16 protein-coding genes and 2 pseudogenes are annotated in these 20939 nt (G+C 58.6%); 12 read left to right on the top strand and 6 right to left on the bottom strand.

Annotated features, from left to right (window positions below; genetic code table 11):
- Positions 1-397: 397 nt before the first annotated feature.
- The 4 genes from EQW76_RS27285 to EQW76_RS27300 are packed head-to-tail and all read right to left on the bottom strand — an operon-like array spanning position 398 to position 3960.
- The gene (locus tag EQW76_RS27285) at positions 398-1204 is read right to left on the bottom strand and encodes a substrate-binding domain-containing protein (RefSeq protein WP_161991032.1); all 807 of its coding nucleotides are present in this window, start codon (positions 1202-1204) and stop codon (positions 398-400) included.
- Positions 1205-1217: 13 nt separating this feature from the next.
- Positions 1218-1991 (bottom strand): ABC transporter ATP-binding protein, encoded by a 774-nt coding sequence (locus EQW76_RS27290; protein WP_143123460.1) that lies wholly within the window; start codon positions 1989-1991, stop codon positions 1218-1220.
- On the bottom strand, positions 1988-3022 hold the full coding sequence (locus EQW76_RS27295) for an iron ABC transporter permease (RefSeq protein WP_244617038.1): 1035 nt from the start codon (positions 3020-3022) through the stop codon (positions 1988-1990). Before EQW76_RS27295 ends, EQW76_RS27290 begins: the two co-directional genes overlap by 4 nt.
- Positions 3019-3960 carry an ABC transporter substrate-binding protein gene (locus EQW76_RS27300; RefSeq protein WP_279309170.1) on the bottom strand — a complete coding sequence of 314 codons (942 nt, stop codon included), beginning with the start codon at positions 3958-3960 and terminating at the stop codon, positions 3019-3021. Before EQW76_RS27300 ends, EQW76_RS27295 begins: the two co-directional genes overlap by 4 nt.
- A 707-nt stretch (positions 3961-4667) precedes the next feature.
- Between EQW76_RS27300 and EQW76_RS27305 the strand changes: the two genes are divergently transcribed.
- A complete protein-coding gene (locus tag EQW76_RS27305; RefSeq protein ID WP_142832412.1) occupies positions 4668-6584 on the top strand; it encodes a methyl-accepting chemotaxis protein in 1917 nt (638 codons plus the stop codon).
- Positions 6585-7100: 516 nt separating this feature from the next.
- Here EQW76_RS27305 and EQW76_RS27310 read toward each other — a convergent pair.
- Positions 7101-8204, bottom strand: a complete 1104-nt coding sequence (locus EQW76_RS27310) for a LacI family DNA-binding transcriptional regulator (protein WP_143123461.1) — start codon at positions 8202-8204, stop codon at positions 7101-7103.
- A gap of 235 nt (positions 8205-8439) precedes the next feature.
- On the opposite strand from EQW76_RS27310, the gene EQW76_RS27315 reads away from it, so the two are divergent.
- The 11 genes and pseudogenes from EQW76_RS27315 to EQW76_RS27365 all read left to right on the top strand — a co-directional run bounded on the left by EQW76_RS27315 (position 8440) and on the right by EQW76_RS27365 (position 20702).
- Positions 8440-9507: an ABC transporter substrate-binding protein gene (locus EQW76_RS27315; RefSeq protein ID WP_143123462.1), complete on the top strand. Its 1068-nt coding sequence runs from the start codon at positions 8440-8442 to the stop codon at positions 9505-9507.
- Between the two features lie 44 nt (positions 9508-9551).
- Positions 9552-11082 (top strand): annotated as a pseudogene (locus tag EQW76_RS30045) (sugar ABC transporter ATP-binding protein).
- Positions 11079-12038 carry an ABC transporter permease gene (locus EQW76_RS27325; RefSeq protein WP_142832416.1) on the top strand — a complete coding sequence of 320 codons (960 nt, stop codon included), beginning with the start codon at positions 11079-11081 and terminating at the stop codon, positions 12036-12038. The pseudogene EQW76_RS30045 and the gene EQW76_RS27325 overlap by 4 nt, the downstream one beginning before the upstream one ends.
- Positions 12038-12979 carry an ABC transporter permease gene (locus tag EQW76_RS27330; RefSeq protein WP_142832417.1) on the top strand — a complete coding sequence of 314 codons (942 nt, stop codon included), beginning with the start codon at positions 12038-12040 and terminating at the stop codon, positions 12977-12979. Before EQW76_RS27325 ends, EQW76_RS27330 begins: the two co-directional genes overlap by 1 nt.
- Positions 12976-13932: an amidohydrolase family protein gene (locus tag EQW76_RS27335; RefSeq protein ID WP_143123463.1), complete on the top strand. Its 957-nt coding sequence runs from the start codon at positions 12976-12978 to the stop codon at positions 13930-13932. The genes EQW76_RS27330 and EQW76_RS27335 overlap by 4 nt, the downstream gene beginning before the upstream one ends.
- Positions 13925-15238 carry an alanine racemase gene (locus EQW76_RS27340; protein WP_143123464.1) on the top strand — a complete coding sequence of 438 codons (1314 nt, stop codon included), beginning with the start codon at positions 13925-13927 and terminating at the stop codon, positions 15236-15238. The genes EQW76_RS27335 and EQW76_RS27340 overlap by 8 nt, the downstream gene beginning before the upstream one ends.
- Before the next feature lie 170 nt (positions 15239-15408).
- Complete coding sequence (locus EQW76_RS27345; protein WP_143123465.1) at positions 15409-16422, top strand: succinylglutamate desuccinylase/aspartoacylase family protein; 1014 nt, start codon at positions 15409-15411, stop codon at positions 16420-16422.
- A gap of 64 nt (positions 16423-16486) precedes the next feature.
- Positions 16487-17676 (top strand): annotated as a pseudogene (locus EQW76_RS27350) (hypothetical protein).
- Positions 17677-18046: 370 nt separating this feature from the next.
- Positions 18047-18931: a hypothetical protein gene (locus EQW76_RS27355; RefSeq protein WP_143123466.1), complete on the top strand. Its 885-nt coding sequence runs from the start codon at positions 18047-18049 to the stop codon at positions 18929-18931.
- A 474-nt stretch (positions 18932-19405) separates the two neighbouring features.
- The gene (locus tag EQW76_RS27360) at positions 19406-20386 is read left to right on the top strand and encodes a 3'-5' exonuclease (RefSeq protein ID WP_142832421.1); all 981 of its coding nucleotides are present in this window, start codon (positions 19406-19408) and stop codon (positions 20384-20386) included.
- Between the two features lie 169 nt (positions 20387-20555).
- Positions 20556-20702, top strand: coding sequence for a DUF1127 domain-containing protein (locus EQW76_RS27365; protein ID WP_142832422.1), 147 nt, complete (start codon positions 20556-20558; stop codon positions 20700-20702).
- On the opposite strand, the gene EQW76_RS29520 is transcribed toward EQW76_RS27365, so the two are convergent.
- The coding region (locus EQW76_RS29520) for a hypothetical protein (RefSeq protein ID WP_203452805.1) at positions 20699-20939 on the bottom strand (241 nt) is incomplete at its 5' end. The genes EQW76_RS27365 and EQW76_RS29520 overlap by 4 nt on opposite strands.

Here is a 20939-nt window from a genome sequence, read left to right on the forward strand (position 1 = left end):
TCATGGAGGCCTATAGATTCAGAACTTGTAAAAATACGCAACTGTAATGCTAGGCGGATACGATCCCACAGAATTCGGCGAACTGCCGCAATATTCTGCTCGTCGCATCGGATGCCAAGGCAGCAACCAAGAAAGCCCTCCAGCAAATCAGAAACTGGAAACTCCCACACAAGGACAACGTGTTTGAGGTGGAGAAGGCGTCGATGTTACAGAGTTGATGGGCCGATATGGATATCGTCTTAAGCTGACTGAGGCGACAAGCGTAAAGCCATTTGGGTTTACCTGTGCTTACATTCGAATTGGGGTTTAGGGGCGTTTAGGTGGCACGCCAGATGGTCGCGTTGACGACTTATCGCTGATTTGCTGACTTACTCAACGAAACAGCAAGGTGGTTGAGTCAAATTGTTGCGCGGATCTTCCGCGGTCTGGCATTCGCTGGCGCCTCGTATGACGAGTCGCCATCCGCCACATATCCATGCCCGGCCAATGCGAGTTTGGTCGTCGGTGTGAATAAGTGATTGCGGAACAGTGCGGCCGATCCCGCTGCATTCCGACGCAACGAAACACCGTATTTTGCGGTCGGCCCTAAAGCTTCGGGAAGCGGAACGACAACGAGGTTCGGGTCACCTTCATTGAGCAACCCGTTGGATGCGTAGCTGATAAATGTGTCTACTGTTCCTTGTCCGATCAGGTAACCGGCGGGTGTCCTGCCTTTCGGGATCGGAGCGGAATTTCGCCCGCCCACCAACGCCTGGGCCTTGCCAGCAAGCAATCGTCCTTTTCCGGGATGACGACGCTCGACGTTCTGGAAGAACTCGACAGCGTAGTCTCCGGAGGGGTCGGCCATCGGAGTGGATGTTCCCAGCCTCACTTCTGGATCCGCAAGCACATCGATCAGATTTTCTTCGTTAACTGCAAGGCTTCGGCGAGCGATCAAGCATAGACGGTTTTGCGCAAAGCAAAGGACTGGGCCGGTCAGCCCTAGCGAATGCAGTTTTTCCGGATGAGCCAAGTTGGCAGATGCGAAGACGTCGAACAATGCACCTTCCTCAATCTTTTCTCGAAGTAGGCCTGCGGGACCGTGTTCAATATGCACAGGTATTCCCAACTGACGTTCGAACTCCGAAATAATTTCGACGAAGACGTTGCGAAGACTTCCCGCTGCCAGGACGATGAGAGGCGTCGGCTTGATCCTGGTCTGCATGGTTGTTTCCTGTCTAAACTCCTGAAGTTCGGTCTCTAAGTATGGGCACGATGGAAGTGTGCCGATCTCCATCGTGCGTAAAAGTTATGGAGCGTACTGGGATACCGTATAGCGCTGCAAGATTTTCATCCGTCATTATGTTTTCTACTGGCCCTAGAACCGCTTCGGTTTCATCAAACAGCATCAGAACATGATCGGCGATCGCGAGCGCATGATTGGGCTGATGGGTTGTAAAGGCCACCGCAAGGTTTTGGCTCAGGGCAACACCCCGCATGAGGTCCAGCACGCTTGCCTGATTTTTGAGATCGAGGGCAGATGCGGGTTCATCAAGCAGAAGGCACTCGTTTTTTCCGGCTAACGCCCTGGCAATGAGAACGAGTTGCTTCTCGCCACCTGAGAGGTGATTGAAACTCTTTTGCGAAAATGACTGCATGCCTGTGGTGGCCAGGGCGTCGAGAGCGATCGCTTCGTCGGCCTTGCTGGGGCTTCGGAATGTCGAGATGTGGCGAGCACGACCCATGAGAACGATATCGAGCGCGGAATAGGGAAATGACCCTCCAAAATCCTGAGGCACGAAGCCAATTGACCCGGATCGCTGGATGTTGCCAACCGTTAGGTTGATCAGGCCAGCGAGTGCGCGAAGCAACGTCGACTTCCCACGCCCGTTTGGGCCGAGGATGGCCAGGATCTCGCCTGAACGTAGCTCGAAAGCGAGATTGCGAAACAGCCAACGCTGACCGTCGTAGCTGTGCCCTGCATCCCTAATCGTTATAATGGAACGGCTCATCTGAGACCTTGCGACTGGCTGTGGCGCAGGAGAATGGCAAAGACTGGCGCTCCGATCAACGCTGTCAGGATGCCGAGGGGAATTTCGGTGGCTGACAGGGTTCGGGCGACGTCATCGATGAGGACAACGTAGATGCTACCGATCATCAAAGAAGCCGGAAGCATAAATCGGTGGTCGGGTCCCACAACGGTACGGGCCATATGAGGGACGATCAGGCCGACCCAGCCAATAATGCCGCTCACTGCTACTTGCGCTGCGACGATAACGGTGACGAGGCAAAGGATCATCCAGCGGAGCAACTCCACCCGCACACCGAGGGCCGCTGCATCTTCGTCGCCAAGCGACAGTAAATTAACCCGCCAGCGAAGCGCGAGGAGGAAACCGGAGGCCACCAGAACTGGGATAGCGATCAATTCAAGCTTTGAAGCGTTCGCGGTTGCAAAGCTGCCGAGAAGCCAGAACACGATTGCCGGCAACTTCTCGTCGGTATCGGCCAGATACTGTACGAGGCTTACCAGCGCGCCGAAAAACCCGCTGACAACAACGCCAGAAAGAACGAGCGCGAGAATGTTTTTCCTTCCGACAAGAATGTTCAAGCCGTAGACGAGAAAGAGAGCAAACAGTCCGAACAGAAAAGCACTCGAGAGCAGGCAGTAGCTGGGGAAACCCAACAAAATTGCCAGAGTGCCCCCGAAAGCTGCGCCCGAAGACACGCCGATGATTTGTGGTCCAACAAGAGGATTGCGAAAGACGCCCTGTAGTGTGGCACCTGCAAGCGCCAGCCCACCTCCTGCGAACATCGCAAGAAGGACACGAGGAAGGCGTACAGTGAACACGACGGTGCGCTCGACTGCCGAGACTGTAGGGTTTGCCGAGATGATGGGATCAATCAGGATGGCCACGACCCGTGCTGCAGAAATCCCGTAGCGGCCGACGCCCAACGAGCACACAGCCACCGCAATGAACAGAGTGGCTAGGACCCATAACACCAATCTTGGTGCTGCGAACACGGCTGTTAGTCTTCCGCTCACAAGGCCGACTGGTAGTCGGTGCGGTAGAACTTTCGGTAGTACTCGTCTGCTTCGCTTTTCATATCGATATCGGCAAAGCGATCGGGATAAAGCGTTTTCGCCATCCAAAGCTCACCCAAAGCCAGCGCTTCCGGCATCGGATAGCCCCAGGCCTTGGCATATTCCGGCATCAGGTAGACCCGGTCGTTCTTAACGGCATCGATTGTCTGCCAGGAGTTGGAAGTCTTGATATCCTTGACGACCTCGGGGTAACGCTCCTGGACGAAGATCACGGCCGGGTTCCACGACAGAACGTCCTCCATAGTGACCTGCTTGAAGCCGGCAACGCTGTCGGCGACATTGCGGGCACCGGCCTTGGCCATCATCAGTCCCGTGTACTTGCCATGGCCATATGTGGTCAGGTCAGGATTTGCCATGTAGACCGGAACGCGCATCGACTCATCGAGCCCTGCCAGCCGATCTGCGACCAGCTTCCGGTTCTTCATCGCATAAGCGATCAACTCCGCGCCCTGCTGTCTCTTGTCCAAGACGTCGGCGATGAGCCTGACACCGTTAGCAAAGCCGGCATCGTAGGCTTTCGGCTCATCAGCCACTGACGGGCTAAGTTTGGTGGCTTCCGATGGCGGCACGTCGAGAAGCGAGATCGCAACGACGGGGATACCCGTTCCTTCGATCTGGGAGATCATCTCGGGAGGCGCATAGTTGGTCACGATCACCACGTCGGGCCTCAGCTTCAGCAACTCCTCGATGTTGACCTTCGTCAGGCCGCCGGGCGTCGGCATCTTTGAAAGTTCCGGAGCAAGGCGCAGATAATTTTTTCCTAGCTGTTTTTGCCATTCGTCCAGCACACCCACGACCTTGGACATGGCGTTAAGCTGGACTGCGATATTGAGACTCTGGTGCTGCAGGATGACAACCCGGGCGACAACCTCTGGCAAGTGGACGGTCTTTCCAATTTGGTCGACGACGACTCGATCTGCCCATGCTGGAGCCGAAAAGAGCATAAGCAGAAAGAAGGATGTAAGACGAAAATATGTGGGCAAACGGTTAAACATGGTGAAAGTACTCTGATGCGAGGTGTGTGATAGGGCGTATCATTATGTTTCTGCGGATACAACGCTATTACAGCATGTGCTCTGTGGCCCTAGAACAAGCCGCGGGATTTCACGATGATTTAGCTTGGCTTGCCGGTAGCGAGGTCGCTGGGTGAGAGCGACGCTTTAACCTCGACCTTCATACCGGTCTTACTTGTCGAGCAGCAGTCTCCGCATCCAGACAAGTTAGTCTAGAGCCAAGATGACGGTTTGCGACCAATAAAGCCAGTAGTTAGTCGTCGACGGCTCGAGAACTCCCAGTGAAATCACTGGGGAAGTTCCATAAAGCCGCTATATCTCCTCCGTAACTAAACGACCAGGTCATGTTTGTACCACCCAGTATAGGCTTGTTTTGCGTCTGACTTGTGCGGACGTTCGATAGAGAGCTGCATCTTACATATAATTTAACCATCGTCTGAAATATTCGCCTTATGTTTCCAACTCGATAGCACACGATGGCTGTGTGTTTTGAGCTGAACCAAAGCAGATGGTTTGCTCTGGCCAGCATATTTTGCCGATATGCACACCCATGCCGTTGAGGAGCTTCCCGCGTGACACGCCCCAAAATCAAAACCGCCTTGATCGGCGTTCTATTCGTTGTAGGATTTGCAATTGTTGCTTTCTCCTATTTCGCAGTTCGCTCGCTGACGGCGACCAATGACAACGTCATCGCAATATCGACCAACTGGCTGCCAAGCGTGGCCACTGCAAAGGAAATCGATACAGCCTTGTCCGACTTGCGCGTGGCATATCTGGAGCATCTCGCAGCATCCGACGAAAAGACACAGAATGAGGCGCAGACCTCCATCGATAAGGGGACAGCGCGGATCGTCAACGAATTTAAGAACTACGAGGCTCTCGGTCTCGATGATAATGATCGCGGCCTGCTCGGAGACCTTCGCGACAATCTTTCACGCCTCAGCGCGGTGGGACTGAGATTCGTCAAGTTTTCTTCGGTTTCGCAGGATGATGACGCCAAGGCGGTCATGAATAAAGAAATGTCCCCAATTGCAGACAAGATGGCTGATCTCGTTGACCAGCTTGTCGCAGTGAACAAGAACGGAGCAACAAAAGCTGCCAGTGACAGTGCGGTTGAGTTTTCATCCACAATCGAAATCACCTATACAGCGATTGGCGGCATTCTTGCCATTATCTTCGGCGCTGTGTGGTTTGCAATTTCAGGGATTAGCCGACCGATTTCCAAGATAACGGCGGCAATGACCAAGCTTGCTGGTGGGGATAGAGCGAGCTCTGTTCCCTTCGTCGGCCGCGCCGATGAAATCGGCGAGATGGCAAGTGCTGTCGAAGTGTTCCGCTTGGCGGCTATATCCAACAAACGTCTTGAAGCCGAGGCTGACGCCACGCGGGTTCAAAGCGAGGCAGATCGAGTTCGTTTGACCGCCGAGGCTGAAGATGCGGCACAGATCCGTTTGCAGGAAGCAACGACAGGTCTCGCCGGCGGTCTTCGTCGTCTCGCTTCCGGCGACCTTAGCTTTCAAATAGATGAAGCGTTCGCTCCTGATTTCGACGCCCTTCGTCATGACTTGAACGGTGCGGTAGGACAGCTTGCAGATACACTGCGGTCCGTTGCGCAGGTCGCAGGGCAAATCGAAAATGGGACAAGCGAGATCAGCCAAGGCACAGAGGATCTGTCAAAGCGCACAGAGCAACAGGCCGCGTCCCTAGAGGAGACGGCTGCTGCACTCGATCAGATCACAGCCAACGTGGCTAATTCATCAAAGCGTGCCGAAGAAGCTAGATCTGTTGCTATACAAGCCAATGCGAGTGCCGCCCAGTCTGGTAAGGTCGTCGCGAACGCCGTCGATGCCATGCAGAAAATTGAGGAATCCTCCAATCAGGTTTCCAACATCATTGGCGTGATCGATGAAATCGCTTTCCAGACAAATCTCCTGGCCCTGAATGCAGGCGTTGAGGCCGCTCGTGCAGGCGAAGCTGGAAAGGGATTTGCAGTCGTGGCACAGGAGGTCCGGGAACTTGCCCAGCGCTCCGCAAAGGCGGCCAAGGAAATCAAGGAACTCATCCGCAATTCCTCGCTCGAAGTGCAAAGCGGTGTAAAACTGGTGAGCGAGACCGGGGATGCGCTGAAAACTATCGAGAGTTACATCGTAACCGTCAACCAACATATGGATGCTATTGCGACATCAGCCCGTGAACAATCCGTGGGGTTGGCGGAAGTCAACACGGCGGTGAATCAAATGGACCAGGTTACGCAACAGAACGCTGCCATGGTCGAGGAAAGCAATGCTGCCAGCGCCACCCTTGCCTCAGAAGCCGGGCACCTGCGTGAGCTAATCAGCCAGTTTCAACTGGGCGGGAGCGCAAGATCGCAAGCAACTGGCCTTCGCCAAACAGCATCCGCTATGAAGTCGCAACGGGCGACTCCCACGGCACGGGTCACTTCCCGTGGAAATACTGCTTTAAAACAGGAGGAGTGGACGGAATTCTGACGTCCGCGATAGGCTTTTACGTGCAGGAGAATGTTGGGCTCAAACTCGCGAGCAGAAACGTTGTAGTTGCATATTCACCATCCGCGAGATCCGCGGATGGGTTTGTCGCAAAGCATCTAACCGACCTATTTCAAAGAGTTTGGTAATTCATGAGACGGGTGTTTGACAACTCTCTGAGATACAGCCGCCGGCCACTCAGCCCGTTCTTCCCCGGATGCAATATGGTCTGATACCTCAGCGTTCCAGAAGCAGCACTCTCAGATTCGAAGTGCACAAGCTGTTTCCCTCGTACTCCAGCAAAGAATGACCGGTGAGGGGCGTCAAAGATACTAGAGATGATATTCACAACGCGCTCCGATCAGTCATCGAGGCTTCGCGAAAGCACTTTGTGGCTGCGTGGTCGGCGGTTCAAATCCTATCAAGACCGGCAGCAAACACTACGGAATTTATCGAGCGACAATCATGGGGACCGTCCAAAGTGGTGCCGCGCGACATTGTTGAGGCGGGAGCGATCAATCAAACACTGCCGCGATCGCTCACACGCAGGTCTAGACGTTTTAATTTACCTGCGAGGGGCGCGCCCGAGAGACTTGAAATCAACATCTCACCCGCTTTTCGGCCTAGCATGGCACTGTCGATACCGATCGTCGTGAGACCTGGGGGAATTTCGGCGGCGATGTCGCTTTCACCAAATCCGAGGATTCCAAGGTCGTCGGGCACGCGGATGTTCAGGCGGCGAGCCTCCATCATGCAGCCGAGCGCCAAAACGTCGTTGCTGCAGAAGAGCGCCTCGGGTCTTGCCGCTTGGGATATGGCGGCCGCCAGACAGCGGCGGCCGTCGGAGACACCATTGACGTCGTCTATCAGGTGTTCGCCGAGCAGCGTCATGCCGAGCGCACCACAACCGTCGTGGAAGCCCTTCAGCCGCAGAGCGCCACGGCCACCGCGCCGGCCGACATAGGACACAGTGCGATATCCCTTTCTATGCAAGATATCGGCAGCGATCCATCCGGCCTCCGTGTTGGAGAACCCGACCAGCATGTCGATCGGATCGCGCGGCAGCGCCCAGGTCTCCATGATGGGGATGCCGAGGCCGCGAAGGAGTTCTCGATTGGTCTCCAGTTCGATGACACCGGTAAACATCACGGCGGCAGGTTTCATGGCGTGTAGCGAGCGGATGGCTGCCGTCTCGCGTTCATAGGAGTATGAAGTCTGGCCGACAAGAAAGAGGTAGCCTGCATCTTCCAGGACTGCGGTGCAGGACCGCAACGCCAAGGAAAACTGTTCGCTCATGAGATTTGAAGCGAATGCCAGGACGATATTGGCTCGACCGCTTTTGAGAGCGCTCGCATGGGGATTTACACTGTAGCCGGTTTCTTCAACCGCGCGCTGTATCCTCAGGCGTTTGTCGGGGCTGACCATCTCGGGATTCCGCAGCGCCCTTGAAACAGTGATCGGTGCGACCTCGGCCAGTCGCGCGACGTCGCCGATCGATGCGCGCCCCGGCTGCCCCTTGCCCTCGACATCGAACGGGACAGGTTTTGGCGCGCCCGTGCCGGCGATGCGTACGACTTCGTCGTAAACGAAGGTGGCTTTGTCGTCTTCGCGCTCAATCTCCATCCGTTTCCTTGCCTCCTGCCAGCACTGATCTCTAGTCCGGGCCCCGCTCGCAGGCAACCGCCTGACCTCCATCGCCGGAAAGGCAATCAGGTCGGGCAAGCCGCCAAAGCGCAAGCCAAAATTCGTCATACTATGGTAACGTTATCATTGACACGGGTTTTCCGAATGGTAACGTTACCATAAGCGGCGCCTGTACGGCTTATACATGCGATGCCGCCTCAAAAAGGGGAACGAAATGAAAAATCTTACCAACAAATCCAACACAACACTGCGCCGCCTCCTTGCTGCCGCGGCGACTGCGACCATTCTTGTCGCTGCATCGTTCAGCAGCGCGTCTGCAGCATCGAGCTGCGTCAAGGGCGACCGCAAGGCGCCCTACACCATCGGCTGGGCGAACATCTATTCGGTGCCGACCTGGATGAAGCAGACCGAGGGCACCATCGCCTCGGAAGCGGAAGAACTCAAGAAGTCAGGCCTGGTCAAGAATTTGATGATCACCGACGCCCAGGGGAATGCACAGACCCAGATCCAGCAGATCCAGTCGATGATCGACGCCAATGTGGATGCCATCGTGGTCATTGCCGGGTCTTCCAATGCGCTCGACCGCGTCATCTCCGATGCCTGCGACAAGGGCATCGCCGTCGTGAATTTCGACAGCCTCGTCAACACGGACAAGGTGACGGCAAAGATCAACACAGATTCCAACGAATGGGGCGCTTCTGCCGCGAAATGGCTGGTCGGCCAGCTTGGCGGCAAGGGCAAGATCATCGTCATGAACGGTCCGGCAGGTATCTCGGTCTCCGACGATCGCCGCAAGGGCGCGCAGCAGGTTCTCGACGCCAACAAAGGCATCGAGGTCATCACCGAGACGAACACCGAATACAATGTCGCACCGGCCCAGGAAGCCATGACCAGCCTGCTCTTTGCCAATCAGGAGATCGACGGGATATTGTCTCTCGGCGGCGCCTTGTCGGCCGGCTCCGTTCTCGCCTTCGATCGTCAAGGTCGCGACCAGGTTCCCATCACGGGCGAGAATGCACGCCAGTTTCTTGAGCTCTGGAAGGAAAAGGGCCTGAAGGGTTGGGCCACCATGCAGCCGAACTGGCTGGGCGCGCTATCGGTCTACACGGCGGTGCAGGCCCTCCAGGGAAAGACCGTTCCGGCCTTCATCAAGGTTCCGTTGCCGGTAATCGACAACGGCTCCGTGGACAGCTATCTCGCCCGCGCCAAAGACTTCCCCGCCGACGGATATATCTATTCGAACTACGACAAGGCGCTGTTCGAAAAGCTCCTCGCACAGTGAGTGGAAGCCATGTTGGACCTCGTGAGCCGGCAGGAGAGAACATCGTGACCGCTGGACAGCCGGTGCTGGAGGCGCGCGGAGTTTTCAAGGGGTTTTTCGGCAATCCAGTTCTGAAGGGCGTCGACATCGCCCTTATGCCGGGCCGGGTCCATGCCCTGCTGGGCGAGAATGGTGCCGGGAAGTCCACGCTTATCAATCTCCTGTCCGGCGCGCTGGCGCCGGATCAGGGTACCATCGCGATTGATGGGAAGGCCGTTGCACGGCTTTCGCCATCTTTGGCGAGAACTGCTGGCATCGGTGTCGTGCAGCAGGAACTCAGCCTTACCAGTCAGCTGTCGATCGCCGAAAATATCGGGCTCGGCGCCTATCCGCGGCGATTTGGCCTGATCGACTACCGCGCTCTTGCCCGCGGCGTGGGGCATGTCTGCGATCTGGTCGGAATAACCGAACCCCTCGACACGCCGGTCTCGGACCTGTCGCTCGGGCGGCGCCAGATGGTGGAGATCGCCAAGGCGCTGTTTGCCAAGCCCCGCGTGCTGATCCTCGACGAGCCGACATCATCCTTGTCGGCCCACGAGGCAGGCGTGCTCGCCAACCTGGTCTTCACGCTGCGGGACGGGGGCGTGGCGGTGCTTTACATTTCTCATCGGCTGAACGAGGTGCGTGCCCTCTGCTCCCATGTCACGGTGTTGAAGGACGGGGGCATTACCGCCGACAGGTCGCTTTCCGGCATCGATGGAGAAGGCTTGGTACGGCTGATGGTCGGCCGTGAGACTGGCGCTCTCTTTCCACCTCGCCCGGCGGCGGTGTCGGGTGCGCTTCGCCTGCGGGCAGACGGCTTTGCGGCCGGCATGGTGCGCGATGCCAACATTTCAGCGCACTGGTGAGATCCTCGGGATCGGCGGGCTAGTCGGGCAGGGGCAGGAAGATCTTCTCCTCGGTCTGTACGGTGCCATTCCCGCGAAAGCGAAAGAGGCAGAGATCGACGGCAGGTCCGGCCTCCCGAAAGATGTCGCCGCCGCCAATGCGGCTGGCATCGTCTACGTTCCAGCCGACCGGAAGCATGAAGGGCTTGTTTTACAGCATTCGATCGCCTCGAATATCATCCTTCCTTCTCTGGCACGACTGGCGCGTGGTGGCCTGCGCAACCGGCGCGCAGAAGCCGATCTTATCGGCGATCTCGCGAGTCAGCTCATGATCAAGGGGGACGTGGCCCGGCCGGTCCAGGCCCTATCCGGCGGAAACCAACAAAAAGTCGCGCTGGCGAAGTGGCTGCCGCTCGATCCGAGCGTCCTCCTTCTCAACGACCCGACGCGCGGCGTGGACATCGAGACCAAGCGGGAAATCTATCTGATGCTGCGCCGCTTTGCGGCGGAGGGGCGTCTCGTGATCCTGGCAAGTTCGGATACGCCGGAACTCGTCCATCTCTGCGACCGCGTCTTGGTTCTGCGCGAAGGCCGGATCGTCGTCGAACTGCAGGGCGATGCCATTACCGAGGAAGCCATCGTCGGCGCCGCAATGGCGGTCGAGGAAAGCGGCGACGCGAAACTCGTGCAAGAAGAGGCCATTCCATGACCCCTGCATCATCGTCAAGCCTCTACGGCGCCGTGCAGCGACAGCGAAATCGCGGCCTTTTCGGATTGTACATCGTCGTGGCAGCCTTCCTCTTGCTCTATGCCGTGCTCTTTCCCGGCATCATGTCGATCGGGGGCTTCTCCAAGTTCACGCAGAACTGGTTTCCCTTGGCGCTGGTCACCATGGCGCAAGCCCTGCTGATGTTAAACGGGGGCATCACCCTTGCCATCGGTCCGCTGGTAAGCCTTGGCGCGGTAGTTGCCGCGACGACCATGGGCGGCTTTCTCGGTGCCACCGGCGGCATTTTGGCGGTCGCCGTCGCCGGCCTTTGCATCGGGGCTGCCACAGGGTCGATCGTTGCACTTCTTCGGCTCCCGGCGATCATCGTGACGCTCGCCGGCTCCTTCATCATCACCGGCGTCGCGCTGCTCCTGTTGCCTCGGCCGGGTGGCTTCGTGCCTGAATGGCTCTCCACGGCGCTGGCCGGTCACACGCCGGTCGCCTTCCTGTTTCTGCTGCTGATCCTCGGGTTCTGGAAAATCTTTCTCGCGACGCCCCTCGGCCTCGGGATCTATGCCGCCGGCGACAATCCGGTTGGAGCCTTTCGGTCTGGCGTGCCGATCGAGCGGGTGAAGATCATTGCCTTTGCGCTGTCCGGCCTGCTGGCAACGCTCGCAGGGCTGTTCGTGGCTGCCCAGACTGGTTCAGGCGATCCGATCATCGGCGCACCCTTCACGCTCAACTCGATTGCGGCGGCCGTTCTCGGCGGTGTCGGTTTTCTCGGCGGCCGGGGGACGATGCGGGGAGCGGTCTGCGGCAGCCTACTGTTGTCGGTGATGATCAACGTTATGTTTTTCCTCGGCTTTCCTCCCGTTGCGCAATATGTCGCCCAAGGGCTTATCATCGTCGGAGCCGTGGCCATTCCGGAGCTTCTCGGACGGTGGAGGGCCGCGTGATGAGATTGTTCAAATCGCTCTTTAGCAATCCGCCGCTCCTCACCTTCGTTCTCGTTGTGCTGGTATGGCTCGTGGCGGGCCTCACGCTACACGGCTTCGCTGCCTATGGGCATTTGCGCTACCTGCTGGAACTGGCAGCAGTTATCGGCATAGCCGCCGCCGGCCAGACGCTGGTGATCCTCATGGGTGGCATCGACCTTTCGGTCGGCGCCGTGATCACCGTCACGGCAATCCTGCTGCCGTTTCTGTCGCCAGACTGGGATCCGACGGGTTTGGTCGGCGTCGTCCTGGCACTCGTGATTGCAATCAGCGTCGGTCTTCTCAACGGAGCAGGCGCCTCCGTTCTCCGGGTTCCGCCGATCATCATGACGCTCGCCATGGCGACCTTCCTGCAGGGCGTCCTGGTCCTTGTCGCGGGCGGCAGCGCCGTGACGGTGCAGAACCCGGCCGTCGTCATGCTGGGACAAGCGCGCCCACTCGGTATTCCGGCTGGTGTGCTCCTCTGGATCGTCGTGTCGGTCAGCGTGCTGGTGCTGATCCACCGCATGCCGATCGGTGCCCGGTTCCTCGCGCTCGGCGCCAATCCGCTGGCTGCCCGCCTCTCGGGCGTCAGCATGACACGCAACACCCTCATTCTATATGCGCTGTCCGGCTTTTTCGCCGGGCTCGCCGGCATCCTTCTCCTCGGGATGAACCGGCAGGGCTATGTCGGCATCGGCGATCCCTACCTGCTCACCTCCATCGCAGCAGTAGTGCTCGGCGGCACGTCCATCCTCGGCGGCCGGGGCACCTATGCAGGAACCATTCCAGGGGCAATCCTGCTGGTGACGACGACGGCGCTGATCACCGTCGTCAACGCCTCTGCCGGCTGGCGTTCGATCATGTTCGGCTCGCTTATTCTTGCGCTGCTTCTGATCTCGGGCCGGGAGGCACGTCGATGACGCGCTACGCCGGCCCGGTGATCGATCCGCATCACCATCTCTGGGACCTGGGGCTCAAGCGCCATCCCTGGCTGGAGAAAGCGCGGGACGAGACGCAGGAAACGATGTTCTGCGGCATGTCCGCGTTGCTGCGAAACTACGGCATCGCGGACTATGCTGCAGATGCAGCGCGTCAGAATGTGGTCGCCACTGTTCATGTCGAAGCCGGCTGGTCTAACGATCATCCCCATGAGGAGACCGCGTGGCTTGACGCTCTCGATCATGCGGGCGGCACCGCGCGGCGCTATGTCGCCCGAGTAAAGCTTGACGATCCGGATGCAAGTGTCAGGCTTGCGGCGGAAGCGGCCAATCCGAGAGTAGTCGGAATCCGCGACATCGTTAGCTGGCATCCGGATTCTGCCAAGAGCTTTGCACCTCGGGCAGGGCGGATGGCAGATCCGCAATGGCGTTCCGGGCTCTCGCATGTCGCCCGGATCGGACTGGTCTTCGACCTGATGCTCTATCCTTGGCAGATGGATGAGGCACGCGATCTTGTCCGGGCATTTCCCGAGACGCTTTTCGTCCTGAACCATGGCGGCAGCCCGGCGGATCGAACGGAAGAAGGGATGGCTCTCTGGAGGAGGGGCCTGGCGTCTCTCGGCAGCGAGCCGAACATCCGGCTCAAAATATCCGACCTCGTTGCTTATGACCATGCCTGGAGCTTCGACAGCCTGGAACCGGTCATCCATCATTGCCTCGAGAGCTTCGGCGTCTCGCGCTGCATGTTCGCGAGCGACTTCCCGGTCGCGGGACTGCATGCCACGTTCGACGAAGTCTACGAAGTCTTCCTGCGTGCCGCCGAACCTCTGTCGCTGCACGAGCAGCGATCGCTCTTCTTTTCCACCGCAAACGACACCTACCGGCTGGGCCTTGGAGATGATGAGGCCTTCACCGAGAGAGAGAACCATGTCTGACGTGAGATTGAATGCCCTGCCCAATCCCCTGATCGATGACCGTATCCGCGGCTTTCCGCCCGGTCACCCGCCGCTGTCACTCGATGCGATCGGCGCGCAGAACTGGAAGCCCTATGACGGCCAGATGGGGCTGCCTCTGATGTCGCTCGACCAAACCGCCTTCGCCGGCAATATCGAGGCGATGATGGGGCTCATGAAGGAGCATGGCGTCGAGATCGCCCCGCATGCGAAGACGCCGATGGCACCCGCGCTCGCCGCAGCGCTGCTGTCTGCCGGCGCCTGGGGCACGACGGTTGCGGACATTCGCCAAGCAAGCGTATTCCTGAAGGCCGGTCAGCGAAAACTGATCCTTGCCAACGAGATCGGCGGAGTTGCCGCCGCGCGGCGACTGGCCGCGCTGCTTTCGGGCTTTCCAGAGGCGGAGCTCCATATCTTCGTCGATTCCCGCGAAGCGGTCGATGCCCTTCGCCAAGCATGGAGCGAGCGCGCCGATCTGCCGACCCTTGGCCTGTTGATTGAATTCGGCGCCGGCCGGGCCGGTGCCCGAAGCCTGGAAGCGGGTCTCGGCATCCTGGACTTTCTTCTGGCGTCGGAAACGCCGAGGCTAAGGCTGACGGGCATCGCCGCTTACGAAGGCGCCGCCGCCACGCCCGATCCGCAGGAAACGGCAGAGCGCATTCGCAGTCTGCTGCACATCACATCAGAATTTCTCATCGCGCTTCGCGCCTGCCTCGGGGATGCGCGTCCGCTGATCCTCACGGCCGGGGGATCTGTCTTCTTTGATATGGTCATCTCAGGGCTCCGCGCGGCGGTGGCCGCCGATCCGCATTGCCGCCTGGTGCTTCGCAGCGGAGCCATCTTCTTCCACGATCACGGTATCTATCAGCGTGGGTTGGACGATTTCGATATCCGTGGCGGTTACGTCCGGGAAGGGGTCGTGCAATCGGCCTCGGCGGCCTTCGTTCCGGCGCTGCGGGTCTGGGCGGAGGTGTTGTCCCGTCCCGAAGCGGGACTTGCGATCTGTGGCATGGGCCTGCGTGACGTCGCCAACGATCAGGGTCTGCCAAAACCGCTGGCGCTCTATCGAAACGGGCGGCACCACGCCGACCTGCCGGGATGCGCGGTCGTGCGGCTGAACGACCAGCACGCCTTCATCCAGCTCGGCGAACAGAGCGACGTCGCCGTTGGCGATGTCATCGAGTTTGGCGTCTCGCATCCGTGCACCTGCATCGACCGCCATGCCATCGTTTACGGCCTCGGCCCGGATCATTGTGTGACCAATGCCTATCTCACGCACTTTGGATGAAATCGGCGGATCTCGGAAGGCCGGGGGAATGCCGCTTTTGGCGGGCTCCCGCCGCAATGTCGTTTGCGTTTCATCCCTTCGTCAAACTGCATGATCGGCATCTCGACTGAAATCGACCTTTAATTCGAGCGGCGCGTCCGCGCCGCAAGCGCTGCCATACTGGAGATAAAATGCATAGTGGCCTCGTCAATCCGATCGATTTTTCGCAGGAAGGCCGACAGACCGGCTTTCTCGCCATCCCCTTTTCAGTCGATCGATCGCCATACTACCAGATCCGAATTCCGATCCTCCGGCTCAAGAACGGAGAGGGGCCTAGCATCCTGCTCCTGGCGGGCAATCACGGCGACGAGTATGAGGGAGAGCTCCAGCTCGGGCGCCTGATGCGCCGTCTTGAGCTGTCGAAGATCCGTGGCGCTGTAACCATCCTGCCAATGGCCAACCTGCCGGCCGTCATGGCGGCAGGGCGCTGTTCTCCTCTGGATGGTGGCAATCTCAACCGGGCTTTTCCCGGCGATCCCCTCGGCACCCCGACGGCGCGCCTTGCGGATTTTCTGGAGAGGCGGCTCTTTCCTTCCCACGACGTCGTTCTCGATCTTCATTCGGGGGGCACCTCGATGGCGCATCTGCCCTGCACGCTGATCGAACGACAGGCGGACGAGGAACGCTTTCGACGTGCAACTGCGCTTCTCGCCGCCATGGGCGGTTCCTACGCGTTCATTGCCGACAATGGTCCAGCGGCGCCGACATCGATGGGATCAGCGAGCCGCGCCGGCGCGATCGGACTTTCGGGCGAGTTTGGCGGCGGTGGAACGGTGACACCGGAGAGCATGGCCTTCACGGCCTCGGCCATTGACCGCCTGCTTCTTGCTCTCGGGATTGTCGAAATGCCGATCCTGTCGATGGCGCCTCTACCGGTACGGAGCCCGCTGCAGCTACTATCCCTGTCACGCCATAGCCAAGGCATCTATGCCGAGAGGCGCGGCTGGTTCGAGCCGGCAGTGGCGCTTGGCACGACCGTATCCTGCGGTGACGTCGCGGGCTGGTATCACGACATGGAACGTCTGGATCTGGCGGAGGAGCCGCTGTATTTCGCAGAAGGTGGAATCGTCATCTCGCACCGCCTGCATTGCGACAGCCAGGCCGGCGACTGCCTGATACAGGTCGCCGAGCCGATCGACAGGTGACAGAAGAACACGAACCTGCAGCACGAACTGCTGCAGTCAACAATTCATAGAACGAGGCGGGACCATGCATCTTTCCATGTGGACCTATCCCTGGGACCTTCAGGACCAGGGCCTGGCGCAAGCTAGCGCCGAGTTGCGCGACCGCGCGCCGGTCTCAACACCGTCAGCCTCGCCACCTCCTATCACGCCGGACGGTTCCTGCAGCCTCGCAGCCCGGACCAGAAGGCCTATTTTCCCGAGGACGGAACGGTTTACTATCGCCCGAGCGAGGAGACCTGGGCGAGCAAGGAGATCCGCCCGCTGATGGCACGCAATGTCGTTGAGCGCGGCGACATGTTGGCCGCTCTGACTGCGGCGCGCAAAGAGGGTGGCATGAAGGTCTCCTGCTGGACGGTCTGCCTGCACAACACCCGGCTCGGAATGCTCCATCCGCAGCACGTGACGCGCAATGCCTTCGGCAATGCCAACTACTACAATCTCTGCCCTTCCAGCCCGGCGGCCCGCGACTATGTCGTCACCATGGTCGCCGAAATTACGTATGCCTACAAGCCCGACATGCTGGAACTCGAAAGTCCGAACTTCATGGGTTTCACGCATGAGTACCATCACGAAAAAGACGGCGTCGGCCTGCTGCCGGAGGACGACTTCCTGCTCTCCCTTTGCTTCTGCGAACATTGCATGGCGCGGGCGGCAAAGGCCGGCGTCGCGGTTGAGGGAGCACGGGAGACGGTGAAGCGTTTTGTCGCCGAGATGTGCGAGCGCGAGGTGCCGGAAGCCCAGGTCCCCGGCTTCCCGACGGACGGTGTCGATGCCTTCCGCGCCTGGCCAGACCTTCACGCTTATCTCTGCTGGCGCACGGAGCCCGTGACCAGCCTTGTGGCCGAGATCCGCGATGCAGCTGATCCCGCAACGCGGATCGTGCTGATCGACTTGAAAGACAGCTGGCTCAGTGGCGTCGATCTGGCCGCGATCGGCAAGGTTTGCGACGGCGCAATAGTTTGCTGTTACCTTTTGGAGCCTGCTGCGATTTGCGACCTGATGAGAGCGACTCGTGCCGTGCTGGGAGCGGAAAAATACCTTGGTGCCGGACTTCGGCTATTTTATCCCGAGGTTCTTTCCGGCGAGTCACTTGCGATCCGGACCCACGCGGCAATCAAAGGCGGCGCGAAAGGCATCAACTTCTACAATTACGGGCTGGTTCCGGCTCGACGCCTCGACTGGGTCCGCAAAGCAGTAGATGCGTTGGTCAGCTAGGTCCGCGCAACTTTTGACAAGCTCGTATCCCTGATGAAAATTCTCGTTGGCGTTGGGATGAAGCCGCTATATCGGCTTGATGACGGTCGGCTCTCCCAAACAAATGTCCAAAAAGGCCCGCCTGTAGGCAGGCATTGGCGAAAGTTCGACTGGCTGCTTGCAGCTATGGCAAGAGGAATGAAACGCTAAGCGTCTCAACTTTAAAAAGATTTGCGTAAGCTCCAGGATGTTGAATCCGTCATAAATTGCTGTCTGCGGAGGTCGTCGTCGGTTCGAATTCCATCAAGGCGCCTGGGTTTGATGGGCGGCCCAGTGGTTCGAAATGTGGGGCAGATGACGGCGGTGAGTTATTCGGGCATAATCCTTTACCATGTTCCGCTCATCCACGCTCTCCCCCTTTGTGTTTTTGTCTACAGCTCTTCATCAGGATGAATTGACGGGTAGCCCACTTGCCACCAATGGCATGAAGCTTCTCCGCTATGTCGAGCAAAACGGCGGCATCCCGCTGACGCAGTCCATGGGCGCTTTTCATAGAAAATGTGTCGAATGGGCCGCACATGAATTTCAGTGGCCGGGGTATGAACCGGAAATCCTCTATTCCGTGAATAAGGTTCTCAACGAGCCAGATTTCCCTCCACTCTCCATCCTGCATTGGGCGCTGCAGGACCTTCGTATCATCCGCCACTACAAAGGTAGCGCCCTGCTCACGAAGCGGGGCAGGTCGATACTCGGCAATCACGGGGAACTTCAGGCTGTTCTCGCAGAATGGATGCTGGCCGCTCCGATGCAGGAGAGTCTTTCTCCCGAAGCTGCTGCCCTGTTATGGGATCTTAGGCATATGCTGGGCATCGTCTCGACCCGATTGGGCGACTGGGTGACGCTTGGCGATTATACCGAATGGGCACTCCCGGTGGAGCTTTTCCCGGCGAGGGGACCGCTCGGCCCCCGACACGAGGCGGGTTGGTTTATCGCACATAATCTCGTTCGCCCGCTGATCTGGCTGGGCGTACTGGAGAACTCGCCGCAGAACGTGCCAGCCACGTCGATGATGGACAGGCAATGTCGGAAGACGGTGTTGTTCGATAAATTCTTCAGGATAGGCCTTCCGATCGGGATCGAGGCGGTCAGCCATCCATTGATGGCCCCAGGGACGTGGTCGCTGGGACTATCGCGTGGAGGGCACTCTGGCGCACACGACGGTGCATTTTCGTCGCACAAGAAATACTCCGCCAACACCACATTCTGTGGTTTGTGAATCGCCGCGCCGGACGACGCAGCACCTGGCATTGATAGCGCAAACCAACAGACCCTGTGCCTGGTGGATGCTGCAAATCTGGTTCATCGCGGGCGGAGCTTGGGATCTATTTGCCGTCAATTCTGGTCATGGAGGCAAGGTGGGGGCTCTGGAATGTGAGAAGCGGACCCGCGCGCCGGGGCTGTCGATCCCGGATCCCGGCGTTGCCGTCGCTATGCTGACCCTCCTGCGGCAACCCTTTTAACCGGTCTTGCGGGAGGCGAACGGCTTTCGCAGTTCCTGCTACAGCTGGTATGCCCTTCCTATTTGGGACGCTTCTGGCCAACCACCCAAGAGCTGTCAGTGCGTGAAACTGCGCAGTTGTGAACCTTGCTGGCCAGATTGTCTGAAATCGTACCCCACCAACAAGGTTGATCTGCCGATCGTGCCGTGTTTTGAAGGTGGAAAATTGGCGGCGGGGCTTTGGCAACAGGAATGGCAGAACAGTTTGACATGTTTTCGGAGCAGGCTGCGCGCGATCCGATGGTCACGCGTGGCCCCTCCAAAGCCGCCAAGGTCGAAAAGCATGCCATCCCGATGAGTGAAGAGGACATGGTCCGGCATCTGTCGGAAACAGGTCGATATCGGATCCTGCAGAAGCTATTGCCGCGCGCGATTTCACCGTTTGCACGTCCAGAGTACCCCCTCAAAGGCATCATTCTCGACACTGAAACCACGGGTCTCAATGCGCGCAAGGATGAGATCATCGAGATTGGCGTGATCGCTTTCACTTTCGATGACACAGGGAACTTCGGTGACGTCACTGGGCTCTATGGTGGGCTTCAGCAGCCGAGCGTTGCTATTCCTTCCGATAGCACCCGGCTCACCGGCATCACCGACGAGATGGTCGCCGGACAGTCAATCGATATGGCTGCGTTGCAGGCGCTGATCGAACCAGCGGATCTGTTGATCGCCCACAATGCCGGCTTTGACCGGCCATTCTGCGAGGCATTTTGTCACCTGTTTTCCGGCAAGGCCTGGGCTTGCTCCAACTCCGAGATCGACTGGTCGTCGCGGGGATATGAAGGCACCAAGCTCGGATACCTGATCGGTCAGGCGGGATATTTTCATGAGGGTCATCGTGCAGTCGATGATTGCTTTGCACTTCTGGAGGTCCTGGTTCGCGAAGGGGACGGATCGGCTTCCACCGCTTTTGCCGAGCTCTATGAGGCAAGCAAGAGGTCGCGTGTCCGGATCTTTGCGGAGAACAGTCCCTTCGACATGAAGGACCACCTGAAGGCGCGAGGCTATCGCTGGTCCGACGGAAGCGACGGCCGCCTGAAATCCTGGTGGATCGAGGTTGGGGAAGAAGCGCTCGATGATGAGCTCCGCTATCTGAGAACCGAAATCTACCGTTATCCAGACGCAGATCCTCCCGTTAAACGCCTCACTGCCTTCGACCGGTTCCGGGCCTGATAGCCCTTTCTGCTCATCTTCTGACCGGACCCATGCTGTGAGTGCATGGCCGACCTGAGACCTTGTGTCTTATCGATGGGCGCGCATGGGCCTATATTCCAATCATCGAAACGACGTTGGGACCAAGAATGGTTGCTGGCGTCACGACACCTCACGAAAGGGGATCATCATGAACGTAGCACGCTCTTTCAGCACTTGGCGCAAGTATCGTCAAACCGTAACCGAACTCGGCCGCATGAGCTCACGTGAGCTGCAGGACCTCGGCATCGATCGCGCCGACATTCACAGCGTAGCCCGGGCATCGGTAGCTCGCTAAGCGATTGTTTCCAAGCCAACGTGATTGACAAGACGCCCGCTGATGATGCGGGCGTTTCTATATTTGGCTTGCGGTGAAGCCCAGGGCTGGAGATTTTGGGCGAGCTTTCCAGCGGCAACATGTCTTACCGCATTGAGACCGCGTTTGTTTCCCATCTCGACGGGTTGCGGGAGAACTTCAATGGCTCGATGGACAAGCTTCAGCACACTCTCAGAGCCGTCGCCGAAAATGCTCAGG

This window comes from Rhizobium sp. rho-13.1 (assembly GCF_007000305.1).
In the GTDB taxonomy this organism is placed as follows: Bacteria; Pseudomonadota; Alphaproteobacteria; order Rhizobiales; family Rhizobiaceae; genus Rhizobium; species Rhizobium rhododendri.

Coding starts and splice junctions, on each gene's coding strand:
- EQW76_RS27315 (WP_143123462.1), top strand. CDS start 8,440: ATGAAAAATCTTACCAACAAATCCAACACAACACTGCGCCGCCTCCTT.
- EQW76_RS27285 (WP_161991032.1), bottom strand. CDS start 1,204: ATGCAGACCAGGATCAAGCCGACGCCTCTCATCGTCCTGGCAGCGGGA.
- EQW76_RS27355 (WP_143123466.1), top strand. CDS start 18,047: ATGTTCCGCTCATCCACGCTCTCCCCCTTTGTGTTTTTGTCTACAGCT.
- EQW76_RS27310 (WP_143123461.1), bottom strand. CDS start 8,204: ATGGAGATTGAGCGCGAAGACGACAAAGCCACCTTCGTTTACGACGAA.
- EQW76_RS27290 (WP_143123460.1), bottom strand. CDS start 1,991: ATGAGCCGTTCCATTATAACGATTAGGGATGCAGGGCACAGCTACGAC.
- EQW76_RS27335 (WP_143123463.1), top strand. CDS start 12,976: ATGACGCGCTACGCCGGCCCGGTGATCGATCCGCATCACCATCTCTGG.
- EQW76_RS27365 (WP_142832422.1), top strand. CDS start 20,556: ATGAACGTAGCACGCTCTTTCAGCACTTGGCGCAAGTATCGTCAAACC.
- EQW76_RS27330 (WP_142832417.1), top strand. CDS start 12,038: ATGAGATTGTTCAAATCGCTCTTTAGCAATCCGCCGCTCCTCACCTTC.
- EQW76_RS27360 (WP_142832421.1), top strand. CDS start 19,406: ATGGCAGAACAGTTTGACATGTTTTCGGAGCAGGCTGCGCGCGATCCG.
- EQW76_RS27325 (WP_142832416.1), top strand. CDS start 11,079: ATGACCCCTGCATCATCGTCAAGCCTCTACGGCGCCGTGCAGCGACAG.
- EQW76_RS27340 (WP_143123464.1), top strand. CDS start 13,925: ATGTCTGACGTGAGATTGAATGCCCTGCCCAATCCCCTGATCGATGAC.
- EQW76_RS27345 (WP_143123465.1), top strand. CDS start 15,409: ATGCATAGTGGCCTCGTCAATCCGATCGATTTTTCGCAGGAAGGCCGA.